At 43.4% G+C, this 23,475-nt stretch carries 27 protein-coding genes and 1 riboswitch; of the genes, 21 read left to right on the top strand and 6 right to left on the bottom strand.

Features of this window, described 5'->3' with window-relative positions; all coding sequences use genetic code 11:
- Nucleotides 1-174 precede the first annotated feature (174 nt).
- Nucleotides 175-921: a zinc ribbon domain-containing protein gene (locus PV403_RS18100; RefSeq protein WP_332085514.1), complete on the top strand. Its 747-nt coding sequence runs from the start codon at nucleotides 175-177 to the stop codon at nucleotides 919-921.
- Nucleotides 922-986: 65 nt separating this feature from the next.
- Nucleotides 987-1,772 (top strand): TrmB family transcriptional regulator, encoded by a 786-nt coding sequence (locus PV403_RS18095; protein WP_332085513.1) that lies wholly within the window; start codon nucleotides 987-989, stop codon nucleotides 1,770-1,772.
- 62 nt (nucleotides 1,773-1,834) lie between these two features.
- Here the strand turns inward: PV403_RS18095 and PV403_RS18090 are convergent, their stop codons facing one another.
- Nucleotides 1,835-2,476, bottom strand: coding sequence for an NUDIX hydrolase (locus PV403_RS18090; protein WP_332085512.1), 642 nt, complete (start codon nucleotides 2,474-2,476; stop codon nucleotides 1,835-1,837).
- Nucleotides 2,477-2,607: 131 nt separating this feature from the next.
- Between PV403_RS18090 and PV403_RS18085 the strand changes: the two genes are divergently transcribed.
- Nucleotides 2,608-2,913, top strand: a complete 306-nt coding sequence (locus tag PV403_RS18085; RefSeq protein WP_332085511.1) for a hypothetical protein — start codon at nucleotides 2,608-2,610, stop codon at nucleotides 2,911-2,913.
- Here PV403_RS18085 and mscL read toward each other — a convergent pair.
- A complete protein-coding gene (mscL, locus tag PV403_RS18080) occupies nucleotides 2,910-3,413 on the bottom strand; it encodes a large conductance mechanosensitive channel protein MscL (RefSeq protein ID WP_332085571.1) in 504 nt (167 codons plus the stop codon). The genes PV403_RS18085 and mscL overlap by 4 nt on opposite strands.
- Before the next feature lie 197 nt (nucleotides 3,414-3,610).
- Nucleotides 3,611-3,711: riboswitch (purine riboswitch) on the top strand.
- Between the two features lie 188 nt (nucleotides 3,712-3,899).
- Here mscL and PV403_RS18075 point away from each other — a divergent pair.
- Complete coding sequence (locus tag PV403_RS18075) at nucleotides 3,900-4,487, top strand: xanthine phosphoribosyltransferase (RefSeq protein ID WP_213534974.1); 588 nt, start codon at nucleotides 3,900-3,902, stop codon at nucleotides 4,485-4,487.
- Nucleotides 4,487-5,824, top strand: coding sequence for a nucleobase:cation symporter-2 family protein (locus tag PV403_RS18070; RefSeq protein ID WP_332085510.1), 1,338 nt, complete (start codon nucleotides 4,487-4,489; stop codon nucleotides 5,822-5,824). Before PV403_RS18075 ends, PV403_RS18070 begins: the two co-directional genes overlap by 1 nt.
- A 124-nt stretch (nucleotides 5,825-5,948) precedes the next feature.
- On the opposite strand, the gene PV403_RS18065 is transcribed toward PV403_RS18070, so the two are convergent.
- Both PV403_RS18065 and PV403_RS18060 read right to left on the bottom strand, forming a co-directional pair.
- Nucleotides 5,949-6,287 carry a DUF4870 domain-containing protein gene (locus PV403_RS18065; protein WP_213534970.1) on the bottom strand — a complete coding sequence of 113 codons (339 nt, stop codon included), beginning with the start codon at nucleotides 6,285-6,287 and terminating at the stop codon, nucleotides 5,949-5,951.
- A gap of 199 nt (nucleotides 6,288-6,486) precedes the next feature.
- Nucleotides 6,487-6,771, bottom strand: a complete 285-nt coding sequence (locus PV403_RS18060; protein ID WP_213534968.1) for a transposase — start codon at nucleotides 6,769-6,771, stop codon at nucleotides 6,487-6,489.
- A gap of 414 nt (nucleotides 6,772-7,185) precedes the next feature.
- Here PV403_RS18060 and PV403_RS18055 point away from each other — a divergent pair, with 414 nt between their 5' ends.
- The 14 genes from PV403_RS18055 to PV403_RS17990 all read left to right on the top strand — a co-directional run bounded on the left by PV403_RS18055 (nucleotide 7,186) and on the right by PV403_RS17990 (nucleotide 20,299).
- Nucleotides 7,186-7,374 (top strand): hypothetical protein, encoded by a 189-nt coding sequence (locus PV403_RS18055; RefSeq protein ID WP_332085509.1) that lies wholly within the window; start codon nucleotides 7,186-7,188, stop codon nucleotides 7,372-7,374.
- 163 nt (nucleotides 7,375-7,537) lie between these two features.
- Nucleotides 7,538-8,287: a type I methionyl aminopeptidase gene (map, locus tag PV403_RS18050; RefSeq protein ID WP_213534966.1), complete on the top strand. Its 750-nt coding sequence runs from the start codon at nucleotides 7,538-7,540 to the stop codon at nucleotides 8,285-8,287.
- Nucleotides 8,288-8,784: 497 nt separating this feature from the next.
- Entirely contained in the window at nucleotides 8,785-9,870 is a 1,086-nt protein-coding gene (gene coxB, locus PV403_RS18045; protein WP_213534965.1) for a cytochrome c oxidase subunit II, read from the top strand.
- 56 nt (nucleotides 9,871-9,926) lie between these two features.
- Complete coding sequence (ctaD, locus tag PV403_RS18040) at nucleotides 9,927-11,777, top strand: cytochrome c oxidase subunit I (protein ID WP_213534996.1); 1,851 nt, start codon at nucleotides 9,927-9,929, stop codon at nucleotides 11,775-11,777.
- The gene (locus PV403_RS18035) at nucleotides 11,774-12,400 is read left to right on the top strand and encodes a cytochrome (ubi)quinol oxidase subunit III (protein ID WP_213534963.1); all 627 of its coding nucleotides are present in this window, start codon (nucleotides 11,774-11,776) and stop codon (nucleotides 12,398-12,400) included. Before ctaD ends, PV403_RS18035 begins: the two co-directional genes overlap by 4 nt.
- Nucleotides 12,401-12,403: 3 nt before the next feature.
- Nucleotides 12,404-12,724: a cytochrome C oxidase subunit IV family protein gene (locus PV403_RS18030; protein WP_213534961.1), complete on the top strand. Its 321-nt coding sequence runs from the start codon at nucleotides 12,404-12,406 to the stop codon at nucleotides 12,722-12,724.
- A 93-nt stretch (nucleotides 12,725-12,817) separates the two neighbouring features.
- On the top strand, nucleotides 12,818-13,726 hold the full coding sequence (ctaG, locus tag PV403_RS18025) for a cytochrome c oxidase assembly factor CtaG (RefSeq protein WP_213534959.1): 909 nt from the start codon (nucleotides 12,818-12,820) through the stop codon (nucleotides 13,724-13,726).
- Between the two features lie 47 nt (nucleotides 13,727-13,773).
- Nucleotides 13,774-14,238 (top strand): DUF420 domain-containing protein, encoded by a 465-nt coding sequence (locus tag PV403_RS18020; RefSeq protein ID WP_213534957.1) that lies wholly within the window; start codon nucleotides 13,774-13,776, stop codon nucleotides 14,236-14,238.
- Nucleotides 14,239-14,626: 388 nt separating this feature from the next.
- On the top strand, nucleotides 14,627-15,358 hold the full coding sequence (locus PV403_RS18015) for an ABC-2 transporter permease (RefSeq protein WP_213534955.1): 732 nt from the start codon (nucleotides 14,627-14,629) through the stop codon (nucleotides 15,356-15,358).
- A gap of 81 nt (nucleotides 15,359-15,439) precedes the next feature.
- The gene (locus PV403_RS18010; protein ID WP_213534953.1) at nucleotides 15,440-15,847 is read left to right on the top strand and encodes a GntR family transcriptional regulator; all 408 of its coding nucleotides are present in this window, start codon (nucleotides 15,440-15,442) and stop codon (nucleotides 15,845-15,847) included.
- A complete protein-coding gene (locus PV403_RS18005; protein WP_213534951.1) occupies nucleotides 15,844-16,770 on the top strand; it encodes an ATP-binding cassette domain-containing protein in 927 nt (308 codons plus the stop codon). The genes PV403_RS18010 and PV403_RS18005 overlap by 4 nt, the downstream gene beginning before the upstream one ends.
- Nucleotides 16,767-17,669, top strand: coding sequence for an ABC transporter ATP-binding protein (locus tag PV403_RS18000; protein WP_213534949.1), 903 nt, complete (start codon nucleotides 16,767-16,769; stop codon nucleotides 17,667-17,669). The genes PV403_RS18005 and PV403_RS18000 overlap by 4 nt, the downstream gene beginning before the upstream one ends.
- Nucleotides 17,662-18,975, top strand: a complete 1,314-nt coding sequence (locus tag PV403_RS17995) for an ABC transporter permease (protein ID WP_213534947.1) — start codon at nucleotides 17,662-17,664, stop codon at nucleotides 18,973-18,975. Before PV403_RS18000 ends, PV403_RS17995 begins: the two co-directional genes overlap by 8 nt.
- A 118-nt stretch (nucleotides 18,976-19,093) precedes the next feature.
- Nucleotides 19,094-20,299 (top strand): TraB/GumN family protein, encoded by a 1,206-nt coding sequence (locus PV403_RS17990; protein ID WP_213534945.1) that lies wholly within the window; start codon nucleotides 19,094-19,096, stop codon nucleotides 20,297-20,299.
- A gap of 254 nt (nucleotides 20,300-20,553) precedes the next feature.
- On the opposite strand, the gene PV403_RS17985 is transcribed toward PV403_RS17990, so the two are convergent.
- On the bottom strand, nucleotides 20,554-20,886 hold the full coding sequence (locus PV403_RS17985; protein WP_213534938.1) for a hypothetical protein: 333 nt from the start codon (nucleotides 20,884-20,886) through the stop codon (nucleotides 20,554-20,556).
- Between the two features lie 292 nt (nucleotides 20,887-21,178).
- On the opposite strand from PV403_RS17985, the gene PV403_RS17980 reads away from it, so the two are divergent.
- Nucleotides 21,179-21,703: an HPP family protein gene (locus PV403_RS17980; protein ID WP_332085508.1), complete on the top strand. Its 525-nt coding sequence runs from the start codon at nucleotides 21,179-21,181 to the stop codon at nucleotides 21,701-21,703.
- Here PV403_RS17980 and PV403_RS17975 read toward each other — a convergent pair.
- Nucleotides 21,700-22,608 (bottom strand): LysR family transcriptional regulator, encoded by a 909-nt coding sequence (locus PV403_RS17975; RefSeq protein ID WP_213534936.1) that lies wholly within the window; start codon nucleotides 22,606-22,608, stop codon nucleotides 21,700-21,702. The two genes, PV403_RS17980 and PV403_RS17975, sit on opposite strands and share 4 nt — an antisense overlap.
- Nucleotides 22,609-22,729: 121 nt before the next feature.
- On the opposite strand from PV403_RS17975, the gene PV403_RS17970 reads away from it, so the two are divergent.
- Complete coding sequence (locus PV403_RS17970) at nucleotides 22,730-23,437, top strand: ankyrin repeat domain-containing protein (protein ID WP_332085506.1); 708 nt, start codon at nucleotides 22,730-22,732, stop codon at nucleotides 23,435-23,437.
- Nucleotides 23,438-23,475 lie beyond the last annotated feature (38 nt).

Genomic DNA, 23,475 nt, shown 5'->3' with positions numbered 1-23,475 from the left:
TGTAACAGACTGTTCTCTATTATACCGAAACTATCAATTCAAGCGAAGTATACGGTATAATTTGACGGTAAAGTTTAGCATAGGGTGTTATTGCTGTAATAAGGTACTGAAAGCTATAAGCTGCAATGTTTGCAAAGTGCAACTTGTTACATGGAATGAGGAGGAATTAATCGCATGAACTTTTTACAACGAATTAAAGACGGGGCAGGGCGTGCGACTGAAAAGGCGCAGCATGCTGTAGAGATTAACAAAATCAATTCGCAAATTGCGAACATCAAGCACGACATGTCCGTGAACTATACAGAAATGGGCCGCATCTTCTACGAAGGGTATCGTGCACAAGATATGTCTTTAGCAGAAGAAAGAATGATGGAACTTTCGGCAGATTGCGACACGCTTCAGGATGAGATTGATGAATTGCGCGAGAAGATTGCTCTACTCAAAAACGAGCGGGTTTGCGTCTGTGGTCATGTATCGGATCTGGATGCTAATTTCTGCCCAAAATGCGGCCGTGCTTTAACAGGAAACGAGAAGTCAGCTCCGGTAGCGCATGCACAAGCTAAACCGGAAGCAGCAGCTACCGTTGCTGAAGAAGAGATAGAAGAGGAAGAGCTTTTCCCGGATCTGCTTTTGTCTGAGGAAGAGATTCCTAGTGAAAATTACGATCTAGGAGACTTCCTGCCGGAAGAAAAAGAAGAGTTTGACGCAGAGTGGGAACGCAGACGCTTGGAAGAGATGCAACGCGAAAGCGAAAGGCAGCAGGAACTGGATGAGCGTATAAGGTACTGGAAAGAAAACAATCAGCACCAAGAAAAGGTAGAAACGGAACTTCCGCGAGAAACCGTAAAGTGTCAGATTTGTGCTGCGGAGCTGCCAAAAGGCTCTAAATGGTGTCCGCATTGCGGAGCGGAACAGATCTAATCTGCGGGGTGACCCTATAAACATAAGCATCAACGTTCCTGAACAGCATGGGAGGACTAAGGAATATGGACCAGTTGCTGCAGCATCTAAGAAGTCTTGGATTTACAGAGATGGAATCAAAAATCATGGTGCACTTGTCAAAGGAAGGAGCTTCTTCCGGATACGAAGTGTCCAAACGGCTTGGGGCATCTCGCTCTAATGTATACGCAGTGCTGCAGCGGCTGCATGCGCGCGGAATTCTCTGTTGCAGTGACAGTGAACCTGCGAAGTATACCATGCTGCCTGCAGAGGAGTTCGCACATATCATTTCTAATCATGTACAAGAATCGCTTGGGTATGTTGTGCAGGCAATGCCAAAACAGAAGACCGGCTCCCCTGGGTTTATTACGCTGCAAGGAGACCGCCAGATCATGGAGATACTTGCCAAGGAAATGGCCAGGGCCGAATATGAAATTATTATTGATCTGTGTTCGGAGGAAGCTTCCTTATTTCACGATGTGCTGAAGGATGCTGAAGAGCGAGGGGTTAGGCTGCTATGGTCCTGTGATGCAGGGAATGCAGAAAACAATCCCTTCTTTGGATGGCATCCATTTACAGATCAAGAGACTCCGTCTCTATTTGAAGGTCGAACCTTTTCATTTATTATCGACCGGAAGTGGAGCCTGCTTGGCAGCCGCGGCGATGAAATAGAACCCATAGGGCTTGTAACGGAACATCCCGTTATGATTCGCCTTCTTCTCGGATATTTTGCCCAGGAACTCATTATGTATGAATTGGAACAAGATTTAGGTCCGGAGATTCAAAGTAGATATGGTCCTCATTATGAACAGATTTGGAATAAGTATAGGTAACGTCTAAAAAACCCTTCTTTTCTATCCGAATAAGGATAAAGAAGGGTTTTACCTGTTTTGTGTTAACTTTTCATTTCCTTTAGTTTCTCAAATATGGTGAGGTAGTAACTAGGCTGCCTTGTCACAAACTGTTCTGCTCTAATGGTTTCCATGAAGAGTGCTTCTGGATTACCTTCGTTCTGACTAAGAATTCCAATTGCTTGCACTTCTGATACTTTATTCTCGAACAACTCCATCAGATCGGATAGAAGAGCTTCGTAAAGTCCTTGTACTTCACTTTGCTGCAGATGATATTGATATAGCGGCTGAGTATGAAGATAACCAAATACGGAGCTGATTTCTAGGTCTTTGAAGGGTATCCCGTTTACTTCACCATATAACTCCTCTTTTATCTCAAGCAGAGGTGTAAGCTGAGAGTAGGGAACAGCAAGTCCTAGTTCTTCCTCTAGTTCTCTTGCGGCATCTTGTACCGTTTCGCCTGCAGAGAGGTGCCCTGCAGCGGTAATATCATAGCAGGAAGGAAAGGTATCCTTACTGCTCACCCTTTTTTGAAAAAGCAGTTTACGCCCTTCTTCTGTATCTCGGATGAGCCAGCAGTGAAACGATTTATGCCAGTATCCTTTTGCGTGTACTTCAGAACGGGGGGAGGTGCCGATCCATTCTCCATCTTCATTGTAGATATCAAATTGCTCTTCTATTATCATAAGTTTGGTACCTCCCGTGTAATAATAACGTCTTACTACAGATTTACTGAGTTTTCTGTTAGCATGATTACATACAGTTTGGGGAAATGTAGTTATCATATAGGTTTAAACGAATAAGGGGGAGATAAAGAATGGAATGCATCGTTCGTTTTCAAGTTATCTACAAAAATGAAGAGACCAAGCACTTAAGAGGTCTTATTATCCTCGGAGATAAACAGGAAGCATCTACAGAACAATTGATCCCAATGTTTAAAAAAATAGGATTTGATGTCATGGTTGAAAATAAAGATGATCTTACTTTTAAACCGGTTCGTCCGGATGAACCGTATACTCGAATTCGTGTCACAGAACTCGATACCGGGGAAGAAGTCTACCGGGAAGATGCAAATCTAAGACAAATCCTCGAAAATCTCATTCCTAGATCCCCAGGGCTTTAAGCTTTTGCCTTTTCTGTTTCATGAATTGGCTCAACGAGGGATGTGCAGTATGAACAGCGTGTCGCTTCAAGCGGTATATCAGATATACAATAAGGGCATGCCCGTGTCGTTTTCTTCGGCTCGGGTTGTTCTTCTTTACGTTTAAATCGGTTAATCGCCTTGACGAACATAAAGATGCAGAACGCCACAATCATAAAATCGAGAACAATATTAATGAACTGACCGTACCGGAGTACGGGAATAGCGGCTTCTTCTGCCATTGCAAGTGTTGTATATTTGCTTCCTTCAAGGGTGAAAATCCCTTTTTCCAGCGGTAAAAACAGCTGTTCAAAACTGCGATTTCCTAGAATTAGTCCGATCGGCGGCATGAGTATATCGTTAACGAAAGACGTTATAATTTTTCCAAATGCCCCGCCAATAATGACACCAACTGCCAAATCAATGACATTCCCTCGTACGGCAAATTCTTTAAATTCACTTATGATTCCTTTCAAGCAGATGCACTCCTAACATCGTATTATCGCTACCTTCATCTATTTAATCATCTGATAGACTCTCTTGGAAAGCGAAAAGTGAAAAAAATACTGAAAATAACACTTTCTTTTGCAGTATCAATTCGGTATACTTCTACCATCGACCTAACATAAGCTGTCTGTACCTGGATTCAGGTAGATAAAGAGACGCTTTACATTATTTACAAAATACACTTACGTTATCTCGTATATGTGCTGGAATAGGCCAGCATGTCTCTACCCGATCACCGCAAATGATTGGACTACGGGAGAATTAATATAAGGTTACGATAGATAGAAGAGACTTATCCCTAATGTACCGTCAGTTCTGACGATAGTTAGGGATGGAATTTTGCTTGTATCAGATACCTATGTTCTTCTCCCTTGCTTTTCTGCCGGTTGGGACGGTGGAAGAGAAGGGACTTTTTTGCGTTTAGAGATAACAAACACGATAGCACCAAGGAGGAACAGATGATGAAGCTGTTAAAAGAGAAAGTATTAAATGAAGGAATTGTATTGTCGGATCAAGTATTAAAGGTGGATTCTTTCCTGAACCATCAGATGGATCCGATCTTGATGAAAGAGGTAGGCCGTGAGTTTACGCGAAGATTTGAAGGAGAAGAAATCACTCGTGTACTGACAATTGAATCCTCTGGTATAGCACCGGGCATTATGACAGCACTGGAGCTTGAAGTACCGCTTATTTTTGCACGCAAACAAAAATCACTGACTCTTCGTGAAGATATTCTGGTTGAGAAGGTGTACTCTTTTACAAAACAGGAATCCAATGAAATTACCGTTGCCAAAAAATTTATGAAGCCAGGGGATCGTGTGCTTATTATTGATGATTTCCTAGCGAACGGCGAAGCCGCTTTTGGACTTGCTCGGATCGTGGAACAGGCGGGAGCAGAGGTAGTCGGCATTGGTATCGTGATCGAGAAGGCATTCCAGCCGGGGGGTAAACTTTTGAAAGAGAAAGGGTACCGTGTAGAGTCACTTGTTCGTCTTGCTGCACTTAAGGATGGACAGGTTACTTTTGCCGAAGATGAGGTTCAAGTCTAATGACCCGTGAACGAATATTCGATCGTCATCGTCATCCAGCGAAGACATTTTCACTTGGTCTTCAGCACGTTTTGGCTATGTATGCCGGGGCCGTTATTGTTCCACTGATCGTGGGCAGTGCGCTTGAATTATCTTCGTCCGAACTAACTTACCTCATTGCAATTGACCTGCTGGCCTGTGGTCTTGCTACGTTATTGCAGGTCTGGGGAGGTAAATATTTTGGTATCGGACTGCCGGTTATGCTCGGTTGTGCATTTCAAGCCGTGGCTCCCATGATTCTAATTGGAAAAAACTTTGGCATGTCCTATATTTACGGAGCGATTATCGCATCGGGAATATTCGTTATGATTTTTGGCGGATTCTTCAGTAAACTGATCCGGTTTTTTCCGCCTGTTGTAACGGGGTCGGTAGTAACGATCATTGGCCTTACCTTGATTCCAACCGCTTTGAACGATCTTGGGGGAGGTCAAAATGAGGCCGATTTCGGGAGCATTCTGAATTTGTGTATCGGTTTTGGTGTTCTTATTTTTATCATTCTCATGAATCGTTTCACAAAAGGTTTCCTGCAATCTATTTCTATTCTGCTTGGTCTTGTTGTAGGTACCATCGTGGCCGGCTTCTTTGGTAAGGTAGACTTGACGCCAATGCTAGAAGCAAGCTGGTTCCGTGCACCAGAGCCGTTTCACTTCGGCACACCCAAATTTAATATCTCTGCGGTTCTGACGATGATCCTGGTTGCGATTGTCAGTATCGCAGAATCCACAGGTGTGTTTATGGCTCTGGGTAAGATCTTGGACAAAGATCTGAACTCGAAAGATCTAGCCCGCGGATATCGTGCAGAAGGTCTTGCGATTGTTGTCGGCGGTATTTTTAATTCATTCCCTTATACAACGTATTCTCAGAATGTAGGGCTTCTGCAAATGAGCCGCGTAAAGACGCGCGACGTCATCGCGGTGGCAGGCGGACTGCTTATTATCATTGGTTTTGTACCGAAGATTGCAGCTACCGCACAGATGATTCCTCATTCGGTACTCGGCGGCGCTACGGTAGCTTTATTCGGTATGGTGGTATCATCCGGTATTCGTATGCTTGCTGAACAGGTGGACTTTAATCGATATGAGAATCTGCTGATTATCGCTTGTTCTGTGGGAATGGGACTTGGTGTTACGGTCGTTCCTGATTTATTCGCACAGCTGCCAGAAGAGGCTGGGATTCTATTAAACAACGGAATTGTAGTCGGCAGCTTTACGGCAATTTTCATGAATCTCATCTTTAACGGGCTGGGTCCGGCAAAAGAAGCCCCTGGAACCAAGTCTACTGGTGAAGAAGCAGCTTAATGCATATGTAAAAAGCAAAAGCCGGTTACGTGATCTCTTTTTAGATCATGTAACCGGCTTTTTAATTACATTACACATTTTTTGATAAAAGACTAAGGTGTTTAATGAGATGATACATCCTCTATTACAGTTTACGCATTTGTTTATCAGCTAAATCCCCAACAATAGGCAGTTTTAGCCACTTTCCTTGCAGTGTCGTCACTAACATTACAATCCAAATAACAAAGCCGAGAAGAGATAACAGAGCTGCGAGCAGCGGACCAAATAAGGGAACAAGCCCGCTTAGAATGTGTCCAACTACGATAAAGCCAAAAGCAAACAAAGATTGCAGAGCATGAAACATGACAAATCGGCTTCGTTTCTCCAGTGCAAGCATCACAATTGCTCCTATAAAGGTGAACAGGTAGCATATTGCAGCAGCAATATTCTCATCAAGACCTGTAGATGATTTGAATGGAGACATTGTTCTTCCTCCCTTTGTACAAGGTGCTATAAGTTAGCATATGACGGGGGAGGAGATATTTGAACAGATACAGGAAAATTAATCGCCGATACAAAAATTAGAAAAAAATAAATTAGGGTACCCCGTGAACCGGCAAAGCGGCTTAAGTGGATACCCTAATTTCTATAGAAGTAAACTTACCTCACCTAATAAAAGTAAATTAGGAAGGATCTCCGCCTTGTTGCTGACGTCTTGGATTCGTGATTTTTCCTTGTTTATCTGTGTCATTTTCCTTAGGAACCAGTCTAGGATCGGTGATCCCCTCATGATGATTCTCAAACATAAACTCAGTTAATTCCCATTCTGTAGCACCCAATACTGGATCCGATGGGAAATGTTGACCTCTGTAAAGATGCTCTGTAAGTCCTCGTTCATTTGTATAAACTCCGTCAACCTCAACTGTTTCCTTGGATATCGGGAGCATCTCCTTATCTTTTCCGCTCATGATTGGAATGCCTCCTTGAAAGAAATAGTAACCATTATTTCATAAAAATCGTGAAGCGCCAGGCTTCTGGCTTTAAGGTAACCTGATTCAGACATAATTATTCCAAGTAGAGAGACAATAACCATAAAGGAAAGCCATCCGAGGCAAAAATTCGAACTTTGGTAGATAAAATGTAAATTAATTACTTTTTATAAAGTTGTAAAGCTGTACGACTGCTTTGAATATGATACAATGGAAGTGTGATTCAAAAGGAATCATATCGGGTAATTATAGTGTCAGGTACCTGTCTTCTCAGGAGTCCCGGCCTAAAGCTGAATATTGCCGCGCACACTTCTTCATGGTATCAATTTAGATCTTTCTTTTTGCATTCTCTAAACGGAGCATTCACTTTCAACGTTTTGGGAGGGAGTTATCATGACAACAAAAGGTCATAATGAGGTCAAAGAAAGTTTACGGGAAATGACTCGTATATTCAGGCCGAAGGATCCTAAAAAATTCGTGAAGGAGTATGTGAAAAAATACCGGATAACAGGAGGGTATGAAGAGGAACTGACGCTTGTAGTTGAGCGTGAATTAACCAGACTGAATTCCTCAGTCTCCTGATTCGTTTTTTTGTAAGGCATTCCCGTTGTATTTGCTGATTATATTGCTTTGTTGTTTATAGAACCGCCACCCTGATGAATTTGAAACAGAGAGGCGGTTTTTTTTGCGTCTTTCTCAGCATATATATGGTAAAGATTCCATAAATATAGAGGGGGACGGCCATATGTCGGTAAAGCTTAAAACAAAAGAAGAGATCGGTTACATGCGTGAGGCCGGACGAATCTTAAAAGAATGCCATCGTGAAATTGAGAGAAAACTTGCCCCAGATACGACAACCCAAGAGATTGATGAATTCGTAGAAACCTTTCTCGCTCGAAATGGAGCGGTTCCTGAGCAAAAAGGCTACAAAGGTTATCCCTATGCAACCTGCGCGTCGGTTAATGATATCGTGTGTCACGGATTTCCGAGTGAAAAGCCGCTGAAATCAGGTGACGTTGTCACCATTGATATGGTTGTTAACAAGGATGGATGGCTCGCAGACTCTGCGTGGACCTATGCCATCGGAAAAATCGATTCAAAAACCCAGCGTTTTCTTCGTCGAACCGAGAAAGCTATGTTACTCGGTATTGAAGAAGCGAGGCCGGGTAAAACGATAGGGGACATAGGATACGCCATTGAGAAAAATGTAAAACTATGGCGTTACGGCATTGTTAAACCGCTTGTAGGACATGGTATTGGCAGGTTAATGCACGAGCAGCCAGATGTGTTTCCTTACGGAAAAAAGGGAACAGGGATGAAGCTGGTTGAGGGTATGGTGATTACCGTCGAACCTGTTCTGACCATGGGAAGAACAGGCGCTGTTTATTGGGAAGAGGATGGCTGGACCGTTAGATCAGCAGATGGAAGTATTGGTGCTCAATATGAGCACACGGTAGCGATTACGAAGGATGGTCCGTTGCTTCTAACGATCTAGACTACCAAGTTGCAGGGAAGTGGTTAGGAATCCCGCTCTATCACAAAGCGGGTTTTCTTTTTTGTGGTAAATGATGGATAAAAATACAATAAAGCTCCGTGATAAATGCACATGACAGCATAGAATAGGGATTAGACTCTATAAAATGATACTAGGTTTAATATCTATTTATTTGCACTAATATACATAAATTAACCTATTGGAAAAATAGCTCGAATCCTCCCGTTTTATCCGTATATTGGAAGAAAACAATGGACAAACTCCGGTTTATATCAAACTGAAATCGTTCACAAATCGGGCAGTGGCGCGGTTTTTTTGACTTGGTGAACAATTTGTGAACATGTGTCTAAAGATTGACAAAAAGTTGACGTCAACTTATATTTAATAAGTGATTGTATTAATTGACAGGATTACAACAAAGGTACTAGAACAGGTAGAATAATCGCTTTCTGGAACCAGATGGTAATCAGCGAAAACGGGAAAAGTGGGGTAGATAGGTGATGAAAAGGTGGCAGTACGGAAAACGGATCCTCCTTTTACTGACAGCATTCTCTTTATTATTGTTGTCCGCTTGTGGTCGAGAGGATTTATCTGTAATGAACCCGCAAGGTCCTGTAGCACAAGGTCAGCTTGATTTGATGAAACTTGCTATAACGATCATGGTCGTCGTATTGCTTGTGGTATTTGCCATCTCAGCTTACGTATTGGTCAAGTTCAGACGCAAAAAAGGACAGACTGAAGTACCGGAACAAGTTGAAGGCAATTTCAAGCTTGAGGTGATCTGGACTGTGATTCCGCTCATTCTTGTTGTTGTACTCGCTATTCCTACGGTTGGACAGCTCTCCGCACTCGGTAAAGATTACACCAAAGACAAAAATGCCCTTCAGGTTAGAGTAACGGCTCACCAATACTGGTGGGAATTTAGTTATCCTGATTTGGGTGTGACGACCGCACAAGATCTTATTATTCCAACGAACAAGACGATTTCTTTTGTCCTTGACAGTCAAGACGTAATTCATTCCTTCTGGGTCCCATCCCTTTCCGGTAAGATTGATACCAACTTTGCAGGGGATGACGATACAAAAGGGACAACAAACAAGTTCCATTTTTCCGCACCGAATGAAGGCGTTTACCGGGGGAAGTGCGCAGAGTTATGCGGACCATCTCATGCTTTCATGGAATTCAAAGTCAAATCAGTAAGCCCGGAAGAATTCGATAGCTGGGTTGCTTCTATGAAAGCACCGGCCGTTCTTCCCGAAGATGAACAGCTTGCAGAGAAATTCAGATCTGCCTGCCTAACATGTCACGCTGTGGGAGATCAAGGGACTCCAGTCGGTCCGAATCTCACAGGAATCGGCAGCAGAGAATCAGTAGCCAGTATGCTTCTGAACGAACGTGAAGGCCAAGAGGGAGCTTCTGTTGAAGATAACATGAAACAGTGGCTTCATGATCCGCAAGAAGTGAAACCAGGCAACGAAATGCCGAATCCTAGTGATCTAGGACTCACGACAGAAGAAATTGATGCCCTTGCTGAATACTTGGCGAGTTATAAGCTTGAATATGAAACGAACAGTGCGGATTGAGAAGGAGGTACACAACGTTGGCTCACGCTCATACGGTTAAACGGTATACCGGACTGATGGATTGGATTACGACGGTTGACCATAAGAAAATTGCAATACTTTATTTGATGGCAGGCGCTCTGTTTTTTGGTATCGGCGGTATCGAAGCGATTTTGATCCGTCTCCAGCTGATGGAACCATATAGCAAGATTGTTAGTACACAGCTATTTAATGAACTGATTACGATGCACGGTACAACGATGATCTTCCTAGGCGTTATGCCGATTATCTTTGCTTTTATGAATGCAATCCTCCCTCTTCAAATTGGGGCGCGGGACGTAGCATTTCCATTCCTTAATGCACTGGGTTTCTGGACGTTTCTCTTCGGAGGAATCCTGCTGAACCTGAGCTGGGTGATGGGCGGAGCTCCGGATGCCGGATGGACTTCTTATGTGCCGCTGGCAAGTTCCGCATACAGTGAGACACATGGGGTTGATTTTTACACCATTGGACTGCAGATTGCGGGTCTCGGTACGCTGATCGGGGGGATTAACTTCCTCGCTACGATTATTACGATGCGTGCACCAGGGATGTCCTTTATGCGCATGCCGATGTTTGCTTGGACGACATTTATTACATCCGCTATGATTCTATTTGCTTTTCCAGCGATTACGGTTGGGCTTGTCCTGTTAACTTTTGACCGGATTCTGGGTGCAAACTTCTTTAGTATAGAAGGCGGCGGTAACCCTGTATTATGGCAGCATATATTCTGGATCTTCGGGCATCCCGAAGTATATATCTTGATCTTGCCGGCCTTCGGTATTATTTCAGAAGTTATTCCTACCTTCTCAAGAAAAAGATTGTTTGGATACAGCTCGATGGTATTTGCAACGATCCTGATTGCATTTTTGGGATTCATGGTATGGGCGCATCACATGTTTACGACCGGTCTCGGTACGATTGCTAATGCACTATTCTCTATTTCTACCATGCTGATTGCCGTACCAACCGGGATCAAAATATTCAACTGGCTCTTTACGATGTGGGGAGGACAGATTCGCTTTACAACAGCGAACTTGTATGCGATCGGTTTCTTACCTACCTTTGTAATGGGCGGGGTGACGGGTGTTATGCTCGCATCAGCACCTGCGGACTTTCAGTTCCATGATACATACTTCGTTGTAGCACACTTTCACTATGTTATTGTGGGTGGTCTCGTACTGGGCATATTTGCAGGACTCACCTACTGGTGGCCAAAAATGTTTGGACGTCTTCTTAATGAGACGCTTGGCAAAATTACGTTTTGGTTCTTTATTATTGGGTTCCATCTCACCTTCTTCGTTCAGCATTTCCTCGGTCTTTTGGGAATGCAGCGCCGGGTTGCAACCTATGCGCCGGATCAAGGGTTTGATGAACTGAACTATATTAGTACCATCGGAGCATTTTTGATGACTATCGGCGTTATTTTGTTCTTAATTAATGTGGTTATTACTTTCAGAAAACCAGCGGATGCACCTAATGATCCTTGGGAAGATGGCCGTACACTGGAATGGTCCATTCCATCTCCGCCTCCAGAACACAACTTTACGCAAATTCCGTTGGTACGTGGTCTTGATGCTTGGTGGAAAGAAAAAATGGCAGGCAACACAGAAATGACACCTGCAGAGCCGCTTGGTCCTATTCACATGCCTTCTGCCACACCGCTTCCATTCCTGATGTCTGTAGGGATTTTCATTGCAGGTCTGGGTTTTATGTTCTCAAACGACGAGTTTGGCAACGGATTTATGAACTTCCTATTCAATAATTATATCGTGGTTATCATTGGTCTTCTCATTACATTCGGATCTATGGCCGCACGTTCCTTGTTCGATGATCATGGATGGCATATTGATCCCGAGGAACTGGAAGATAAGGGGGCTAAGCTATGACATCACCACATACAGAAGCTGTAAACGGTCAGCTGCCTCACGAACCTGAAAAAGCAACACTGGAAGGACGCAACAAGGTCCTTGGTTTCTGGCTTTTCCTTGGAGGAGAGGCGGTACTGTTCGGTACTTTGTTTGCTACATTCCTTGCGCTTCGTAATCAGACAGTAGAGGGTCCTACAGCAAATGAACTGTTCCATCTGCCCCTTGTGGGAGCTGCCACATTCATTCTGTTAGTGAGTAGTTTAACGAGTGTTTTCGCTATTCAAGCCATGCACAAACATGATGTTAAAAAGCTGATTTTCTGGCTTATTGTTACGGTTATCCTTGGACTTGGCTTTCTTAGTTTAGAGATCTATGAATTCTATGAATACATTGTTCACAAGAACTTTGGTATGACAACAAGTGCTTTTAGTTCCGCCTTCTATACGCTTGTTGGATTCCACGGTGCTCACGTCGCATTTGGTATTGCCTGGATTGGCATACTAATAGGGCAACTGTACAAAAAAGGGTTGACGGTCGTCACCGCACCCAAGATCTATGTGTCTGCGATTTATTGGCACTTTATCGATGTGGTATGGGTATTCATCTTTACGGTCGTTTATCTACTGGGAAAGGTGGTTTAATCCATGGCAAGTCATGAACAGGCTGGCAATAACAGTGTCAAGCATCGTCATCGCCCGGAAGGGCCAGAAAAGCATGTGGTTGCCTTTATTTTCTCCATAGGTTTAACTTTGATCGCTTTTGGAGCAGTGGCTGCAGGCGGAGTGAACACAACCTTTACGATCATTCTCTTGCTCACAATGGCGGTTCTACAAGTGGTTATCCAGATGGCTTACTGGATGCACATGAAGGACAAAGGACATTTTATTCCTCTCATCTTTATGGCATTCGGATTTTTCGTGGCCTTTACGGCCATTATTACCGCGTTATTTTGGGTATGGTGGTAACAACAGTAGAAGGCGGCGAATCTTTTTCGCTGCCTTTTCTCCTTTTCATAAATCCATTTATTTACTGTCATGAAGCAAGGCAGGAGGGAAATTATGCTTGGACTAGAATACTTTAGTTTTGGGGACGTATGGAGTCCATTATTTTTGGCTTTGATGCTTATACTGACAGCACTTTATTTTGTAATGGTTGGCCCGCTTGCTTATGGTGCAGGAATAACGGAGAAGACGACCTCACGGCAGAAAATTATGTTTGTATGCGGGATGTTTATTCTCTATATGGCACAAGGAGGCCCGATTAGCCTACTGGGACATACCATGTTCACCTTTCACATGATTAGTATGGCGCTGTCTTATATCGCTGCACCGCCGCTGCTTATGAGAGGGATTCCATCCTGGGTTTGGCGTAAAGTTCTTGACTATCCATTAATAAAATCTTTTTCCTTCTTAGGAAAACCTATTGTGGCGGCACTTTTATTTAACGGACTATTTTCGATCTATCATATACCGATCGTGCATGACTACGTCATGCTGAACTTTGCAGTACATAGACTTTATTACATCGTTCTATTCATTGCGTCGCTCCTGATGTGGGGATCCTTAGTTCATCCTGTTCCAGAGCGGGACAGGGGATCAAGCCTTGCTAAGATCGGGTTTATTTTTCTAAACATGGTACTGCTTACGCCGGCCTGCGGGCTTATTATCTTTGCTTCAGAACCATTGTTTGCAACTTATAGTGATCCAAACGTTTGGGCGACTGCGATGGGGTACTGTTACTCGGGTGATCCTCAGATCCTCTTGCAATCTGTCGGCGGACCCTCTTACTTTAATTTGTTACCGAATGCACAGCAGGATCAGCAGGTAGGCGGAGTGATCATGAAGATGATCCAAGAATTGATTTTTGGAATTATGCTCGCGTATGTCTTTTTTCAGTGGTACAAGAAAGAGCGGAGTGAAGAGGAAGAGATTATTCCAAACGTATCTAAGCAGGTAGACGAGATATAGGGTATTACGTAAGATTCACCAGCATGAAGGACACGGGGGGAAGGAACATGGATTTATATTTTTGGCTGCCTACACTAAGTACGGCTTTTATCGTGATAAGTGCAGTACTGGTGGGGATCGGATGGGTACTTATTATCCGGGGGCAACGAGAAGCGCATAAGAAAATGATGCTTGCCGGTGCCTGGGCAGCAATTCTGTTCTTCATTATCTACAGTTCGCGCACAATCATTGTAGGAAATACGGCTTGGGGCGGGCCAGATCATTTAAAGTTATTCTATCAAGTGTTTCTTATTTTCCATATTGTAATGGCTACCGTGGGAGCGATATTCGGAATTACAACCCTCCTATGGGGCTACAAAGAAAAATATGCAAAACACAGGCGGCTCGGCAGAGTAACTTCTATGATCTGGTTCTTCACTGCCACAACAGGGGTCCTTGTGTATACACTGCTCTATATCCTTTATCCAGGAGGACATACGAAGCCTGTCTGGGAAGTTATTATAGGTGCTTAAAGATATAAGGCATGAATGATTCATGATGTGAACGATCAAGCAAAAAAATAATGAAATACGAGCAAAGGAGACGAGCGTCTCCTTTTTTTGTGCGGAAAATGCCCTCTAATCTGTAACTGTGCTTCCGAACAATGCTCTCTGAACTGTGCTCTCCGAACTTGTGCTCTCCGAACTTGTGCTCTCCGAACTGTACTCTCTTAACTGTACCCTCCTAACAGTGTCCTCCCAACAGCTCTCCTTACCACTGTTCTTACTAGGTGTTCATAGGCTTTATCGTTATTTTTTATTTCATGGAAGAAAAAGGTTGACATGGACAAGCTATGGTTTATATACTGTGTATAAAGATATATACAGTAATCACACCTAGATCGGTGGAGGGGATGGAATCATGACGGTAACAATATGGAAGCAAGCTTGGTGGATGACGAAAACGGAACTTAAGCGAGACCGACTTAATTGGATCTGGACAATTCTCTTTACTCTATATACAGCGGCAATTACGGGAGGCTTTCTTACCGGTACGGGGTTAAGAGGTATGGAAGCTCAGGTACACACGCTTTTAGTAGATAATATATTCCTGCTTTTTATCCCGTTCTTGGGCTTCTTTTTCTCGAGAAGATCATTCCGTTATTTACAGGATGACTCCTATACCCAAATGTTATCGTATATGCGAAGATTACCGATACCTGCATCTACCATCATATGGAGCCGTATATTTCAGATGCTGGTTGCCTTTGCCGTTAACGGTGTCATCTATTTCACTGTAATCTATTTTCTTGCCCTGCGGTTTGAACATTTTAGGTTTGATCAAGTTCTCGCTTTTTCACTACTATGGATCGGGTATGGAGTTATCTGGAACACATTTTTTATCTACTGGGAATTGCTAGTGAGCGGGAAAGCTTATTTTGCATATACGACGTTAGCTTTTGTTGTATTCTTTTTCATCGCGCTCACAGCAGCCATACTTGATTGGAACCTGATTCAGTTTTCGATAGAGCATAGTCAGCAGTGGGGGTTACTTGCTCCAGGGATGTGGATTATGCTTGTATCTGGAATCGTGCTGATGATATTTTCTTTTAAGCGTACGAAGAAAAAAATGTTATTAAGAGATGTAAGCTAATATCGTCCATTTTGTTCGGGGCAGTTAGTGAACAGAGCGAAGAAATACCAATCATTTTATAGTAAAGGGGGAGGCAACCGCGTGAACATACCTATACAGATCAATGAGAGTAGCGCTGAACCCTTATATTCCCAGATAGAGAGTCAATTGCGATCGCTTATTATTACTGGTCAAATCAAGGAGGGGACATTATTGCCCTCAATACGTGAATTTGCTAGCAATCTTAGATGCAGTGTCATTACTGTCCGAAGAGTATATCAAGACCTAGAGAATGAAGGTTTGCTTCGTACGAAGCAAGGTACAGGAACCTTTGTTGCTCAGGTAGGGATAGATAAAAAAGAAGATTACAAACAGGCTGCAGTAAAAGAGGCCCTGATTCAGGCGGCAAAAGTAGGCAGATCGGTCGGCAGCACTCGTGAAGAACTGGATCACTGGTTCTCTGAAGTGATGAATGAGTTCTATAGGGAGAAGGAGGAGACAGAGAAATGACCGAACACTCAGTAATCTCCATGCAAGGGGTGTATAAATCAAGAAAAGACAGAACAATCGGACCCATTCACCTAGAACTGCTTGAAGGATATATTTATGCACTTGTCGGGCCGAATGGTTCGGGAAAAACAACGCTTCTGAGTATGCTGCAAAAAGTGGTGATTCCTGAAGCAGGACACATTTTGTGGTTTGGTGAGCAATATGATAAGGAGGAACTTCCGCTTGAGCTCCGCCAGAGAATAGGATCCGTCACTGAGTATTCAAGCCCAGAGGAGGATCGACTTACCGTAGAAGAAGCAGCCGAATTCCGAGCATTCTGGTATCCCCGCTTCGATGCCGCTTTATTCGAAGAACTGCTTACCAAGTTTGAGGTACCCCGAGGCAGCAGATTAAAGAAAATGTCCAAGGGAGAACGGCGCAAGTTTGAGTTAGCCGCCGCGCTGGCTGTTCGGCCTAAACTGCTGATTTTGGATGAACCCTCTTCGGGGCTGGACCCTTTCGCATGGAAGCAGATGCTAACAGAGCTCCAGCTGTATATGCAGCAAGGGGATACTACCATTATTATTGCGACTCATATTGTTGATGAGATCAGAAAGCTGGCAGATTACATTATCCTGATGCACAAAGGACAGACGCTCGGCATGGTGGAGAAGGATCTTTTGCTTGATAGCTGGCGAGAGATTTGGTACGAAGGGGAGATCAAACCTGCTCATTTGCCTGGAGTTTTGGAATGGTCAGAGGAAACGGAACGGATTCGTAGAATAGTAACAACGCGTGCAGCAGATGTACTTGAAGTGTTAGAGGAAGCGGGTCTGCTGCCGCTGAAAGCAAGAGTACTGGAGCTGGAGGAAATTTTAATGTACTGGATTCAGGGGCATGGACCTGCAGGCTGGGAAATGAAAAAGGGGGAGCATATCAAATGAATCGACTCGAACTGAACCAAGTAATGAAGCAGTATGGAGACAAACTTGCTGTAAATGGGGTCACTCTTTCGGTGAAAGAAGGAGAAATCTATGGATTGCTTGGTGCCAATGGGGCAGGGAAAACGACAACGATGCGTATGGTGCTTGGACTTATTTATCCTGATGGGGGACAGATCAGCTACAACGGCAAATCATTCAGTCCTGAACTTCAGCATCTGATGGGTTACTTGCCTGAAGAACGTGGAATGTATCCGAAGGTGAAGGTAAGTGAACAGATCAATTACTTAGGTCGTCTACGCGGAATGTCAGCAAAAGAGGCGGACGAGAGCTTAAAATACTGGCTTGAAAAATTTGAGGTGCCCGAGTATTACGACAAACGAATTGAAGAACTTTCTAAGGGGAATCAGCAGAAAATGGGATTCATCGCAGCTGTTGTCCATCGCCCGCAAATCCTGATTTTAGATGAAGCATTTAGTGGTCTTGATCCCGTGAATGTGGAGCTGCTGAAATCAACGGTAAAAGAAATGCGAGATGAAGGGACTTCCATCTTGTTCTCGACACACCGAATGGAGCACGTCGAAGAGCTGTGTCAGAATATCACCATACTTCACCGCGGTAATTCCGTAGTAGAGGGAAGCATTAGAGAGATTAAATCTAGATACCCGCGGGAACAGGTACGTCTGATCACTTCAGAAGAAGTGAGTGGACTGGAGCTGCTTCCGGGTGTTACGAAGGTGGAACGAATGGAGCGAGGCTATCTGATTACGATTCGTTCCATGGAGGCGGCTCAGCTTGTGCTGCAAAAAGCATTACAAACCGCCACAGTGGAGCATTTTGAGATCAAAGAACCGACACTGAATCAAATCTTTATCAAGGAGGTAGGAACAGGTAATGAATAAACTTGGGACGATTATCGGATTTACCTACAAGCAGAAGGCGAAGACGAAAGCTTTTAAAGTGACGACCCTCATCCTTGTCATTCTCATGACGATTGGTATGAATCTTCCCTATATTATTTCCTCTTTTACAGGTGAAGAGAAAGAGAACAGCAGCGCTACACGTGCGGAGGTTCCATCCATTGGTCTTGTGATATCGGATCCTGAGCAGCAAGCTGTTGGGGATGAACTAAAGCTCTATACCGACGGTCTCCTTACTCCTGTATTTAATCTTGTATCCTACGAATCAGCAGACGAATCGAAGTTAAGCCAGGATATAAATGATGAGATTATTGATGGATACGTAACTCTTGAGAATATGGAAGGATCTGCTTCACCTTTGGCTACCTACTATTCTCCAGACGGGGATGTATCTTCCGAAGTGGCAACGTGGCTGCAACTTGCCATTCAAAATGCGAAAACAAAAGTGATCGCACAGAACTCGCTTACCGAACAACAGATTGCAGATATCAGCACACCGGTATCTCTGATTACGAAAGAAATTAATGTAGAAAACAGTTCACCTACCGCAGATACAGAGGATGCCGCTTCACAAGGTGTGAACTATGCTTTTGTCTATGTGCTCATGATTCTATTCTTCTTCTCTACCGTAATGACAGGGAATATGATTGCTTCCGAAATTACCGCAGAGAAAAGCTCACGGATTATGGAAATTCTGATCACCAGTGTGTCTCCACTGACACAAATGTTTGGTAAAATCATCGGTATTTTCTTGCTGAGTTTGACACAGATTGGGATCTTTGGACTTACGATCTTCGCAAATCTCATGCTGCCTCATAATAAAGAAATGCTCAGTTCCATGAACATTGATTTAACTTTACTTAATCTGGATGTACTCTTTTACGGACTATTATTCTATATCTTTGGTTATTTCTTGTATGCGGTTCTGTTTGCTGCGATTGGTTCCATTGTCAGTCGTACAGAAGATTTAGGTCAGGCGCTTACACCAATGACGATGCTGTCTCTGGCTGCTTTCTATATCGGGATCTTCAGTATGGGAACGCCGAACAGCTTACTTGTTCAAATCTCAAGTTATGTGCCGTTCACTGCTCCAACGGTGATGATCCTTCGGGTCGGAATGGGAGAGATCGCAGTTTGGCAGATTTGGGTATCGTTAGTCATTTTGATTGCAGCGATCTTAGGTTTCGGATGGCTGTCCGCGAAGATTTATCGTACGGGCGTACTGATGTACGGTAAACGTCCGAGCGTAGCGGAACTTCGTAAGGCGATGAAGGCTTTTAAAATGTAATTAAAATATAATTGCACACACAGCAGCCCAGCCACAGCAGCACGTTTATAATGAGTTGATTTTTATTTAAGGTACTACTGGATTACATTCTATTATTCATAAATAAGGAGAATCTAACATGAACCATTGGAAAAAATCGCTCTTATCGCTCATTATTTCAGCAGGTATGCTCGCCTCAGCCGCCCCTGCATTAGCTGCACCACAGCAACCGGTACTAAAGATAAACGATCAAAAAGTTGAATTTGCAACAAGTACACCTATAGTTGACCAGGGCACAACGATGGTGCCGCTGAGAACAACACTCGAGGCTCTAAATGTTAAGCTGTCCCATGTCCAGAATGGAACCATTCAAGCGGTTGTTGACGGCAAGCAGATCACGCTGAAAAGTAAGACGAAACTGATTAACGGTGTAACCTATGTTCCAATTCGTACGGTGGGTGAAGCCGCAGGTTACGAAGTTCACTGGGATCGAAATTCCCGCACTGTACTTTTGGTTTCCAAGACATCGGGTGAAGCTGCTCGCGGTTTCATGTGGGAAGTGGAGAACAACGGGAATACCGTATATCTCGTTGGATCGATGCATGTTGCAGATGATAGTTTCTACCCACTGCGTTCAGAGTATGAGGAAGCTTTTGCTGAAGCGGATTATTTAGGTGTAGAGATCGATATTAGCAAAGCCGTAGATGAAGAGCAACAAAAATTGATTACGAATATGGGAATGTACCAGGATGGAACTACGCTGAAGGACCATGTGTCCAAGGAAACTTATGCGAAGCTTGAAGAAATTCTGAAGCAAAATGGAATGGAAAAGAATGCACTAGATGCATATAAGCCTTGGGTGGTCGAGACAACGATCAGTACTCTGAAAACAATGACAGCAGGGTACGAAGCAGCTGCAGGTATTGATCTGTATTTCATCCAGAAAGCGATGGAGCGCAAAATACCAGTTCTGGAGCTAGAATCCTATGAGTCCCAACTTGGCATGTTTGATGATTTCTCCAAGGAGCTGCAGGAGCGGAATTTGAAGACTGCGCTAGACGATTTTGATACCCTTGATGATAGTGTGGACCAAATGGCCGATATGTGGAAATCAGGGAATGATGAAATGTTACTTGAATTCACCAACAGCATGGCTGTCGAACCTGAGTTTTATAAAGCGATGCTGGTCGATCGAAATATCGGGATGGCAGATAAAATCGACGGTTACCTGAAAAGCGACAAGAAAGAAGAATATTTCATCGTTGTTGGCGCAGGACACTATTTGGGTGAACATGGCGTTATAAAGCTGCTTCAGGATAAAGGGTACACAGTGGTACGTAAATAAAGGATTAATTTTAAAACAGTGGTTTGTGTGATTGAATTTATTAGATCATGCCTCCTTAGGACTGACGGTACACCTGTTTGGGTGAGCCGATGAGTTCAAGGGGGCATTTTTTAAAAAAACAAGATCATGACTTTGATCATAGTAGATCTTTTGTTTTTGCCAACTTAACAGTGAGGAGTCCTGATAATGGTTTTCCATTTTTAGCGGCGATGCTGATCCAGTGAGTACCTGTTGACCAAGGTTTAATACCCTTTTTAGCCAACTGTTCGCCAGGAGCTAAGGTAAAAAAACATCTTTTCTTTTCCTGTAAGTGTATTCTGGGTAACCCTGACAGTGACAGTATCAGATGATGTGTTGTGAATCCAGATCTTTGCCCAGCCGTAATATGGTTCGATATAGAAATTATTTTTATAGGTAGTGCCTAAAAAGGACTCGTTTTTATACTCATAATCAACATCAAGAGTTTGGATGTCTTGGGATCGGGTCACTGTTTCGTTTGAGGCAAACACAGGAATTACGCTCAGAACGGTGACACTAGCTAAAGTGAATGCCATCACTATCTTGGTTACATGGTTCATTTGTTTCATAGTAATAATATTCCTCCAAGCTTGTAATGTAGTAAATATTATCCAATAAAACGTATAAGAGAGCAACTTTTTCGCTATGCGTTCTTTAACTGATCGGAATAAAACGCATAACAAAAACATGATGGGGGCTGAATGCAGCCCACTTCATTAATTGAAACCGTTCCCCTAAAATTCATTTATTTAAACCAGCTCATTTTATGGGTTGGTTTTTTTATTTTGGAAAAAAACTCTTTACTTTTCTAAAGAAATTTGGTTTTGTGTATAAAGAAAATCATAAGGAAAGAGGTAAGCCATGAAAAGAATGAACGTCGAAGGGTATCTATTAAAGATGAAAGGAGCAGGCAGCAGTCCGCTGCAAATTGATGTAAAAGATTCACTAACTGGACTGATCGGGGGATTCTTAACCATCTCGATTCTAGCATTTCTCACAAGTATGACCTCTTCTGAATGGTTAATGGCTCCATTTGGAGCAAGCTGTGTACTCGCATTTAGTGTATGGAATGCTCCTTTATCACAGCCCCGTAATATTATCGGCGGTCACTTTGTATCGGCACTCGTTGGGTTAGCAGCCTACCATCTCATTGGAGCTAAACCTTGGGCGATCGGACTTGCTGTGGGCTTAGCAATTTCACTGATGATGTTAACGAAGACGACCCATCCGCCAGCTGGAGCAGACCCCATCATTATTATGCTGGGCGGATATGGGTGGAGTTATCTTGTTTCACCTGTACTTATTGGTTCTCTGATCATCGTGCTCATCGCACTCATCATCAACAACATACGGAGTAATCGTGCATATCCGACTTTTTGGATCTAGTTATAAGAAGATATAGATGAAGAGGAAGTAAGTAACTCAATTAGTTTTTGAGCGGACTTGCTGAGATAATGCTGTTTTAGCCAGATCACGGCAGAACTAGAGGTGGCTTGAGGACCATTAATTTCATATGTCTGAATATCACGGTTATCATATCGGTGTAATGAGGAACGCGGGAGTATAGATGCCCCAAAACCGGAAGCTACAAGTTCTACCAATATCCCAATATCGGAACATTCCCCGACAATAGCAGGGGAGAGTCCTCGAGCATGAAATTGATCCAAAATTAAGTGATAGAGTCCAAGTCCCTCCGTGCTAGGGAGGATAAGTGGATATTCCGAAATGGCCTCATAGGAAATAGCACCGTTTGCTGTGACCGGTTGAGGCGGGGAATCCTCTTTTCCTGTGACAAAGTATAAAGGTTCTGCGCCTACAATCGCGTAATCATAATCTTCAAGTGAAATGGGGAGGCGCACAATCGCTACATCAAGGATCTTTTCTTTTACTAGCTTAGCAAGTGTGTTTGTCTCATTCTGCTGAATTTTGAAGGTTACTTTGGGATAAAGGGTGCGAAACGTACTCAAAATCTCAGGGAGCCGCTCATCAGATAGTGTATTAATTCCAATAGAAAGTTTACCTCGTACACCAATTCCCGATTCTTTCACTTCGGCTTTCGCTTCTTCCATCATCCGTGTGATGCTGAGTGCATGCTCATACAGTGTTTTACCTGCAGAGGTAATCTCAAGGTGACGTCCATTACGATGAAACAGCGGTACACCGAGTTCCGTTTCCATCATCTTGAGCTGCTGACTAAGCGGAGGCTGAGACATGTGGAGTCTCTGTGCAGCGGAAGTCACCTGCAGTTCTTCTGCAAGCGCGATAAAATAACGTAATTGCTTAATATCCATAGGTAAGCTCTCCTTGTCGATATCTATATGAATTCCATATACTTTTGCAAGGTATTAAATATTTTTAATATAGTTATGCTCATGATACCATACAAACATAGCATAGCGATGGAGGGATAATGTGAGGTTGCCTGGAGCAGGAATCATTTGTGTACTTGTACTCATGCTTTTAGGTTGTAATCATCCTTCGAATGAACCATCCAGGGAAGAAGTAAACAAGGAAGGTGGAGAAGTGATGCCAACAGAACTAATCAAGGCAGCTGAACGTGGTGAAACAGACCGAGTCTTAGCATTAGTGGAATCAGGTGTAGATATAAATACAACAGATGCCAAAGGACGAACAGCGATCCTGGCAGCGACTCATAACGATAAGCAAGATACGGTAAAAGCATTGATTGATGCAGGGGCCGATCTCAATCTCCAGGATCAACGGAATGACAATCCACTGCTCTATGCAGGTGCCGAGGGCAAGTTAGAGATCGTGAAGCTAATGGTGGAAGCTGGAGCGGATACCCGCATAACGAATCGTTTTGGCGGCACTGCCCTTATTCCTGCTGCTGACCCAGGTCATGTGGAGATTGTAGAGTATTTACTTCAGCATTCGGATGTAGATATTGATCATGTTAACAATTTAGGATGGACTGCTCTGCTTGAAGCTGTCATTCTTGGCGATGGCGGGGTAAACCATACCCAAATTGTGAAACTGCTTGTCTCTCATGGAGTGGATGTTAATCTGGCCGACAGTGATGGGGTTACGCCTTTACAGCATGCCAAGAGGCATGGTTACACCGAAATGATTTCCATTTTAGAACAGGCAGGGGCTAAATAAAGATATACAAAGATTATGTAATTATGATGGTGAAAGAT

Source organism: Paenibacillus sp. GYB006 (assembly GCF_036577645.1).
In the GTDB taxonomy this organism is placed as follows: Bacteria; Bacillota; Bacilli; order Paenibacillales; family Paenibacillaceae; genus Paenibacillus.
This window is presented reverse-complemented; position numbering and strand designations above follow the sequence as displayed.

What these genes read in the sequence shown, in the direction of transcription:
- PV403_RS18100 (WP_332085514.1), top strand. Translation starts at nt 175, where the DNA reads ATGAACTTTTTACAACGAATTAAAGACGGGGCAGGGCGTGCGACTGAA.
- PV403_RS18095 (WP_332085513.1), top strand. Translation starts at nt 987, where the DNA reads ATGGACCAGTTGCTGCAGCATCTAAGAAGTCTTGGATTTACAGAGATG.
- PV403_RS18090 (WP_332085512.1), bottom strand. Translation starts at nt 2,476, where the DNA reads ATGATAATAGAAGAGCAATTTGATATCTACAATGAAGATGGAGAATGG.
- PV403_RS18085 (WP_332085511.1), top strand. Translation starts at nt 2,608, where the DNA reads ATGGAATGCATCGTTCGTTTTCAAGTTATCTACAAAAATGAAGAGACC.
- PV403_RS18075 (WP_213534974.1), top strand. Translation starts at nt 3,900, where the DNA reads ATGAAGCTGTTAAAAGAGAAAGTATTAAATGAAGGAATTGTATTGTCG.
- PV403_RS18070 (WP_332085510.1), top strand. Translation starts at nt 4,487, where the DNA reads ATGACCCGTGAACGAATATTCGATCGTCATCGTCATCCAGCGAAGACA.
- PV403_RS18065 (WP_213534970.1), bottom strand. Translation starts at nt 6,287, where the DNA reads ATGTCTCCATTCAAATCATCTACAGGTCTTGATGAGAATATTGCTGCT.
- PV403_RS18060 (WP_213534968.1), bottom strand. Translation starts at nt 6,771, where the DNA reads ATGAGCGGAAAAGATAAGGAGATGCTCCCGATATCCAAGGAAACAGTT.
- PV403_RS18055 (WP_332085509.1), top strand. Translation starts at nt 7,186, where the DNA reads ATGACAACAAAAGGTCATAATGAGGTCAAAGAAAGTTTACGGGAAATG.
- map (WP_213534966.1), top strand. Translation starts at nt 7,538, where the DNA reads ATGTCGGTAAAGCTTAAAACAAAAGAAGAGATCGGTTACATGCGTGAG.
- ctaD (WP_213534996.1), top strand. Translation starts at nt 9,927, where the DNA reads ATGGATTGGATTACGACGGTTGACCATAAGAAAATTGCAATACTTTAT.
- PV403_RS18035 (WP_213534963.1), top strand. Translation starts at nt 11,774, where the DNA reads ATGACATCACCACATACAGAAGCTGTAAACGGTCAGCTGCCTCACGAA.
- PV403_RS18030 (WP_213534961.1), top strand. Translation starts at nt 12,404, where the DNA reads ATGGCAAGTCATGAACAGGCTGGCAATAACAGTGTCAAGCATCGTCAT.
- ctaG (WP_213534959.1), top strand. Translation starts at nt 12,818, where the DNA reads ATGCTTGGACTAGAATACTTTAGTTTTGGGGACGTATGGAGTCCATTA.
- PV403_RS18020 (WP_213534957.1), top strand. Translation starts at nt 13,774, where the DNA reads ATGGATTTATATTTTTGGCTGCCTACACTAAGTACGGCTTTTATCGTG.
- PV403_RS18015 (WP_213534955.1), top strand. Translation starts at nt 14,627, where the DNA reads ATGACGGTAACAATATGGAAGCAAGCTTGGTGGATGACGAAAACGGAA.
- PV403_RS18005 (WP_213534951.1), top strand. Translation starts at nt 15,844, where the DNA reads ATGACCGAACACTCAGTAATCTCCATGCAAGGGGTGTATAAATCAAGA.
- PV403_RS18000 (WP_213534949.1), top strand. Translation starts at nt 16,767, where the DNA reads ATGAATCGACTCGAACTGAACCAAGTAATGAAGCAGTATGGAGACAAA.
- PV403_RS17995 (WP_213534947.1), top strand. Translation starts at nt 17,662, where the DNA reads ATGAATAAACTTGGGACGATTATCGGATTTACCTACAAGCAGAAGGCG.
- PV403_RS17990 (WP_213534945.1), top strand. Translation starts at nt 19,094, where the DNA reads ATGAACCATTGGAAAAAATCGCTCTTATCGCTCATTATTTCAGCAGGT.
- PV403_RS17985 (WP_213534938.1), bottom strand. Translation starts at nt 20,886, where the DNA reads ATGAAACAAATGAACCATGTAACCAAGATAGTGATGGCATTCACTTTA.
- PV403_RS17980 (WP_332085508.1), top strand. Translation starts at nt 21,179, where the DNA reads ATGAAAAGAATGAACGTCGAAGGGTATCTATTAAAGATGAAAGGAGCA.
- PV403_RS17975 (WP_213534936.1), bottom strand. Translation starts at nt 22,608, where the DNA reads ATGGATATTAAGCAATTACGTTATTTTATCGCGCTTGCAGAAGAACTG.